We start from the raw sequence: 6,906 nt of genomic DNA, 5'->3' as shown, positions 1-6,906 counted from the left end.
AGAACAGACAGCTGAACCAGTTGAAACAGCTGTTTTTTGGCTAGGTTGGGGTGGCTAACTTCATTATAGAACTTTCGTTCATAATGGAGGAACCACCTTTTGAATTTTACTCCGAAGCGGAAGAACAAATGTATCTGGATCTATATACTAAAGCAGTTAGTGAGCGAAGACCTATTGAACTTTCATCAATAGTAAATCATTATGAAAAAATTAATTCAGAAAAGTTATCTAATATAGACGGTTTTGATCTTTTTTTTAATATGGTAAAAAAGGATGGTAAAACAATCTTTAGTCTTAGTAATATTATTGGTTCAAATACATTAGGTGGCGGTTCCGGTCGTTTTGCTGGCTTGAGTGGCACTCTACAGAATTTTCATGAGAAACTATTACAACATGAAGATAGAATTGGGGACTTAGATAATATTAGTACTTGCGAAATTTTATTTTTACCAGAGAACTTGAGGCATAGAAATATTATGAATACTGTTTCAAATAGAAATTTCTGCCTTCCTATATCTACAGATGTTTCTGGTAAGAAAATTTTATTAGAAGATATTTATATAGGACTTAGCTCAGATTTGAAATTTTACGCTAGGGATATAAGAAGTGGAGAGTTTATCAGATTTTATTCTACCAATATGTACAATTTGACGTTATTTTGTAATGAGCTAAGATTTTTAGTTGAAATTTCAATAAAAAATAATATTGGAAAAATACCTTGGGAAATAATTTATAAAAATTTTAGTTATGTACCTAGATTGACTTTTGAAGATATTATCATAGCTCCTGCAAAGTGGCGTGTTCGTGTTAATGATACTATGAACTCAGTTAATCAAATTGTAAAAAAATATGGTCTACCTCAAACTTTCTATATCGAAGAAGGAGATAGTAGAATCCTTATCAACTTAACTAAACAATTGGATTACAATAGTTTTGAAAATCTGTTATCTAGCAGCTTCCAAAATAAAACTCAGTTAATTTTAACTGAGGTCATAGGAGATGATAGTCCGGTAGTGAGAAACGGGAAATCAACATCGTCTGATTTAGTGATTCCTTTTAGAAATACAAATTATTTGAGTAATTGTTCGCACGGTTATAAAAAAATTGTGGAAACTCAGGATTTTGAATTGATGAATCGAGAACGTAGGCAATTACCATTTCAAGAGTGGACGTACTTTAAAATTTATATATCAGAAGATAGGCAGGATGAGTTTCTAATAGGTTATTTAACGAGACTTAAGAATCATATTTTAGAAAATGAAGGTAAGGTCTTTTACTTAAGGTATAGGGATCCCAAACCTCATATCAGGCTTAGAATATCAGGATTATCAGAGAATATAGAATTGTATTATAGTGTACTATCAATTATAAATGAAGCAATAAAAAACTGTATTGTTTCTACATTTTCAATTGATATCTATGAGAGAGAGCTTGAAAGATATGGTGGTAGTTTACTTATGAGAGAAATTGAAGATATCTTCTGTGTAGATTCTCAAATTTGTATTGAAATGATTAATTCCTCTAAACTTGACTCCGAGCTATCTATTTTAGATTATGCGGTTTTGGTTAATTACATATATTTAAAAACTCTCTTTATAAGAGATGACTCAATTATTGAATTCCTAGAGGATGTTTCCCCATCAAATAGATCAAAGAATTTGAATAAAACAAAGCATCACTATATAAATATGATAAAAAATTATATTTTGAAGAATAATCTCCAATCAAATTTTCCTATAATAACTGAACTAAGTATATTGCTTCACTCTATCCAGTTCAAAATAAATAAGTTCGAAAAATTCCGAAAAACATCTATTGTGGATAGTATAATCCATGTTCATAATAATAGATTAATAGGTATTGATCGAGAACAAGAAAAAGAGATATATAATATTTTAAGATTGGTCTTTCAAAATGAAAAATTTACAAAGGATAAGTAATATGGATAAAATTACCTCCAAACAATTATTGTCTACAGTATTCACGATTCCAAATACATTAAAGTTAATTTTTCGACTAGAAAAGAAATATGCCACATATTTAATTGTTATCAATGTATTAATAGCTCTATTTCCATTAGGCATATTTTACGTTTATCAAGAGTTAATAAATGCAATTTTGATGCAGTCTAATAAAGTTTTACAAACATTAGTCATATATTTTATAGTGCAAAGTGTTAGTTCTATTTTTGTACAAATTAATGCATTTTTCCTAGAGAAGTTCAATTTAAATTTATCTTATAGCTTAAGTAAAAAATTGATTACAAAAACATCTTCACTAGAATTGGCTGATTTTGAAAATGCTGACACATATAACCTAGTTGAGAATCTAACACAGGATAGTACATATAAACCATATCAATTATTCAATGCTATCATAAGTTTCTTTTCCTCTATTATTTCTTTACTAGTTTGTTTATTTTATATAAGTACATGGAAAACTAGTATTGCACTTTTTTTGTTGTGCATACCTCTTATTTCTTTAGTCACTTTTTTAAAAATTGGACAACTAGAATTTTTAATCCAATGGAATCGTGTTGGTGCTGAGAGAAAAGTCTGGTATTATATCTACTTATTAACACATGACTTTTCATTTAAGGAAATTAGATTAAATAACATCAGTGACTATTTAATTAATAAGTTTAGTTTAATAAAAGAAGAATTTATTTCTCAAGATTCGGAAATTTCAAAGAAAAAGAATATTTTTAATGCTATTTTAGACATTTTGCTGAATTTTATAAATTGTTTAGTTATCATAATGTTAATTTCTGCTGTTAGAGCAGGGGAGATTTTATTAGGAAATCTAATAAGTCTTATTCAGGCTCTTACAAGAATCAATACGTACTCTCAATCTATGATACAGAGCGTATATATAATATATAATACTAGCTTATTCATGGAGCAATTATTTAACTTTTTTGAGTCAGAGCAATATGATCAATCAAATATATATATAAATAACACAGATATTTCACTAAAGGAAGTATCAGAAATCAATTTAGTGGATGTTAGTTATTGTTATCCCAATAGTTCTATTAATGCATTATCAGAAATCAGCCTAAGTTTTAAATGTGGTGAACTTGTCGCTATTGTGGGGAAAAATGGTTCGGGTAAAAGTACATTAGTAAAATTATTATGTGGGCTTTATAAGCCAAGTCAAGGTGAGATAGTATTTAATGGTATCTCGAATAAAAATTTAGATTTAGCCTTTTATCAAAAGCATGTATCAGTTCTTTTTCAAGACTTTGTTAAATATGAATTAACTTTGAGAGAAAATATAGCATTAAGTAATTTAGAAATTTTAAACGATACACAAGCTATTAAGTTAGCTTTAAAGAAATTTTCTTTTGAAGTGGATCGGGATATTGATATGCAATTGGGGACTTGGTTTCAAGATGGGCGCCAATTGTCTGGTGGTCAATGGCAAAAATTAGCCTTAGTAAGGACTTTCTTAAAAAATGCTTCTGTTTATATTTTAGATGAACCAAGTTCAGCACTAGACCCAGTATCTGAAAAAGAAATATTCGATAAATTCATAGAGCTTTCTCGTGACCATGTATCTATTTTTATTTCACACAATTTAAAGTCAGCTAAAAAAGCAGATAAGATTATTGTAATGAAAGATGGAAAAGTTGATGGAGTGGGTAATCATGAAACTTTATTAAGGACAAATGAGCACTATAAAAAAATGTACTATTCAGAACAATATGAGGAATTATGATGAAAATGGATGAATTACTTGAAGATGTCTCAAAAATAACAATAGCTGAATATGATTTTGAACTTGATAACATTATAAATAGTAATAATAACTATGATGTTGTGACTTTATCACGTGGACTTCCAGGTTATATATTACTAGTATCGGAACTGAACAGTAATCACGTGAGTTCATATGAAGAAAAACTGACTTCTTATATTGAAATTCTAGTTTCAATATTATCAGAAAGAGGTGTTATGACAGGCTCTCTGTATTCGGGTGCTGCTGGAATTGGGATTAGCTTATTACATTTAAATGAAAATAAGTATAAAAGATTAGTGGAAAGTTTAGATGAATATATCGAATATTTCGTTAGTGAATTTTTACCTTCGATAGATACGGGAAATATGTCCCCAACAGACTATGATATTATAGAGGGAGTATCTGGTATCTTAGTTTATATCTCGCTTCATGATAGAGAAAGGTTAAAAGATGTTCAAAGAAAAATTGTAAATTTTTTGACTAGTTCATTCAAAGAGGATATATGGAACGATATTTTTTATGTCACTTCTCAAAATCAAATGTCTGAATCGGAGAGCGTACTATTTCCCAAAGGTTGCTTAAATTTAGGGGTAGCACATGGCTTAGCGGGAGTTGGAATTGCTTTAGCTTACACAATGATAAAAGGAAACTTTAGTTGTCAAATTGAAGAAACCTTGCGACATATCATTGATGTATATGAACAATTTGAAACACCTAGTTTGTATACATGGAAGGATGGATTAGATATTGATGAATTAAAACAAGGATATTCTAATTCTAAATTCTTACCAAATATTGATGCATGGTGCTATGGTAGTCCAGGCATATCTCTATTATATATGTATTGCGGAGTTGCATTAAATGATGAGTATCTCAAGAATAAAGCAGTCGAAATTTTAAAAACTTCAATGGAAAGACAAGCTGGAATAGATTCTCCTATTTTATGTCATGGTTATGCTGGATTACTAGAAATATGTCAATTTTTCAAGTATGTATATCAAACAGATGAATTTGATAAATATATTTATGATTTTGATAAAAAAATTACCCAATACCTGCAGTCCAAAAGGAATAACGAATTACAAATAATTTCACAGTTTGGCTATTTAAATGGCGATGTGGGTGTTTTATTATCTATGTTGCACATATATTCAAAGAATGTGAACACCTATTGGCAGGCAGGACTACTTTTATTTAAGGATATAATTTTTGAATAAACGGTTCGATATTCTGAACAAACCCTGAACTTTTAACTTTACAATATCAAGTGTAAAGGAGTACAAATTCATGAAAAAAGAATTTTGATCAACTGAGCGTCAACGTTTTTCTGTACGCAAGTATTCAATTGGTGTTACTTCAGTGTTGCTTGTGGTATGTTTATTTGGGGCAACTCAGAAGAGTGTATCTGCAGATGAAATAGCAGCTGCAATCGCTTTTCAAGAAGTTATAGTCAATCAAAATACTGCTTCTGGGAATGAAATAGCTGAGGAATTCTCTCAAATGGATGATGTACCATTAGAAAACGAAAAAATTAATGATAGTCTTGAAGACGTCAAAACTAATATAGATGTTTCTAATGGGAAAATAGCTTATTCCTAAAATATTGATGTAAAAAACAAGCTGAATCAAATATACTAGACGAGTTAGCGGTGCATACAGAAAGTGTAACGGCTACTTCGCCAGAATCAAGCAAAGCAGAGCCTGCAGATGAAGAATTATCTAAACAGTCAGCAATTACAGAGGACTTGAATGATACAATCCCGGTAGAGGTTGTAAAACAAGCTACTAATGAAGTTAAATCTAGCAAAGATGGTGGATTTTTGATGACGATTTGGTTGCAATTGAAGACTTCCTTGAGCAAAATAATGATTTGAAATTATCTAAAGGAGCTACTTCTAGAGCAGGGAAAGTAATAGGTGATGATTATCCAGCTAGTTGGAAAAAGAGACCAGATGAGTTTGATACTTGGGGATACAATAAATCAACATGTACTTCATTTGTAGCGCATAGGTTACATAGCGTAAACAAATTTGAAGTTCCAAGAGCAATGGGAGATGCTGGACAGTAGGGGAATATAGCCCGTCGATTAGGCTATTGAGTAGATAATACTCCAGCTGTTGGCTCAGTAGCTTGGACAACAAATGGAACATTTGGGCATGTTTCTTGGGTTGCCTCAGTATCAGGAAATACAGTAACAGTAGAAGAATATAACTGGAACTGGGATTATGCTTATCACACGCGAATACAACCGATTTCAGCATATACTGGCTTTGTTCATTTTAAAGATTTAACTAGCAGTAATTCTTCTGATGCATCAGGCGGTAATTCTTCAGGAGGACAGACTAATCTAGGAACTATGTTATTTCAGCCTGGAACATATAGATTTACTAGCCGTAAAGGCATTAAATCAGAACCTAAAATCTATAGTACCGACATAGCTTATTATGACAGTGGAGATACAGTCAATTATGATAAAACATTAGTAGCCGATAATCATGAGTGGATATCATATGTTTCATATTCTGGGGCACGCAGATATATCGCTATTAACCAGTTAGCCAAACCAGTTTCGCCTGTTGTCAAAGGAACAACTAACATTCAAAACAAAAATGATCAGTTAGGTACTTTTGATGTTGTAATTTCAAACGTTTCAGGACGCCAATGGATTTCGTACATTGCTTATAGTGGTAATAGAAGATATATTGCGATTAGTTAACTGAATTGAAGGGAATAGCACTTTGTGAGTAATTCATTTTAGTGCTATCCCTCTTTTTTACAATAATTTATGCCAATCTGGCATAAATTATAAGATTCGTTCAAAGCTTGACTATAATGGTGTTAGGAGTGGACGGATGTATAGGCGTGTTAAGGATTTAAGAGAGGATAAAGATTACTCTCAAGACTATCTTGCAAAGTATTTATCCTGTAGTCAATCAGCTTATTCAAGGCTTGAAAATGGTAAAAGACAATTATCAATCGAATACTTAATTAAACTATCAACTTTATATCATGTTAGTACCGATTATTTGCTTGGTTTAACAGATTATCCTTATCGCCTTCATCATAAAAAATAGTCTCTCCTTGTTTGTGTACCTTTGTCAATGATGTGAGACCAAAAAGGTGATTTTGAAGTTATCCATTTGTTAAGCTTTACTAGGAGCTAGC

At 30.9% G+C, this 6,906-nt stretch carries 7 protein-coding genes and 2 pseudogenes; all 9 read left to right on the top strand.

Annotation, left to right across the window (positions count from 1 at the left end):
- The first annotated feature begins 83 nt into the window (after nucleotides 1-83).
- The 9 genes and pseudogenes from ACHBGV_RS10155 to ACHBGV_RS10115 all read left to right on the top strand — a co-directional run bounded on the left by ACHBGV_RS10155 (nucleotide 84) and on the right by ACHBGV_RS10115 (nucleotide 6,815).
- Complete coding sequence (locus ACHBGV_RS10155) at nucleotides 84-1,940, top strand: thiopeptide-type bacteriocin biosynthesis protein (protein ID WP_394736268.1); 1,857 nt, start codon at nucleotides 84-86, stop codon at nucleotides 1,938-1,940.
- Nucleotide 1,941: 1 nt separating this feature from the next.
- Entirely contained in the window at nucleotides 1,942-3,720 is a 1,779-nt protein-coding gene (locus ACHBGV_RS10150; RefSeq protein ID WP_394736267.1) for an ABC transporter ATP-binding protein, read from the top strand.
- The gene (locus ACHBGV_RS10145) at nucleotides 3,717-4,958 is read left to right on the top strand and encodes a lanthionine synthetase C family protein (RefSeq protein ID WP_050572115.1); all 1,242 of its coding nucleotides are present in this window, start codon (nucleotides 3,717-3,719) and stop codon (nucleotides 4,956-4,958) included. Before ACHBGV_RS10150 ends, ACHBGV_RS10145 begins: the two co-directional genes overlap by 4 nt.
- 106 nt (nucleotides 4,959-5,064) lie before the next feature.
- A pseudogene (locus tag ACHBGV_RS10140) lies at nucleotides 5,065-5,340 on the top strand (YSIRK-type signal peptide-containing protein); the annotation flags it as partial.
- A gap of 50 nt (nucleotides 5,341-5,390) precedes the next feature.
- Entirely contained in the window at nucleotides 5,391-5,615 is a 225-nt protein-coding gene (locus tag ACHBGV_RS10135; RefSeq protein WP_024375789.1) for a hypothetical protein, read from the top strand.
- Nucleotides 5,612-5,809, top strand: a complete 198-nt coding sequence (locus ACHBGV_RS10130) for a hypothetical protein (RefSeq protein WP_017768971.1) — start codon at nucleotides 5,612-5,614, stop codon at nucleotides 5,807-5,809. Before ACHBGV_RS10135 ends, ACHBGV_RS10130 begins: the two co-directional genes overlap by 4 nt.
- Nucleotides 5,810-5,854: 45 nt before the next feature.
- Nucleotides 5,855-5,941: pseudogene (locus ACHBGV_RS10125) on the top strand (hypothetical protein); the annotation flags it as partial.
- A gap of 156 nt (nucleotides 5,942-6,097) precedes the next feature.
- Nucleotides 6,098-6,457, top strand: a complete 360-nt coding sequence (locus ACHBGV_RS10120; protein WP_172032061.1) for an SH3 domain-containing protein — start codon at nucleotides 6,098-6,100, stop codon at nucleotides 6,455-6,457.
- 136 nt (nucleotides 6,458-6,593) lie between these two features.
- Nucleotides 6,594-6,815: a helix-turn-helix domain-containing protein gene (locus tag ACHBGV_RS10115; protein WP_017768969.1), complete on the top strand. Its 222-nt coding sequence runs from the start codon at nucleotides 6,594-6,596 to the stop codon at nucleotides 6,813-6,815.
- Nucleotides 6,816-6,906 lie beyond the last annotated feature (91 nt).

It is taken from the genome of Streptococcus sp. A34 (assembly GCF_043674115.1).
In the GTDB taxonomy this organism is placed as follows: domain Bacteria; phylum Bacillota; class Bacilli; order Lactobacillales; family Streptococcaceae; genus Streptococcus; species Streptococcus suis_V.
Note: the sequence above shows the minus strand (reverse complement) of the source record. Positions and strands in the feature narration are given on the sequence as shown.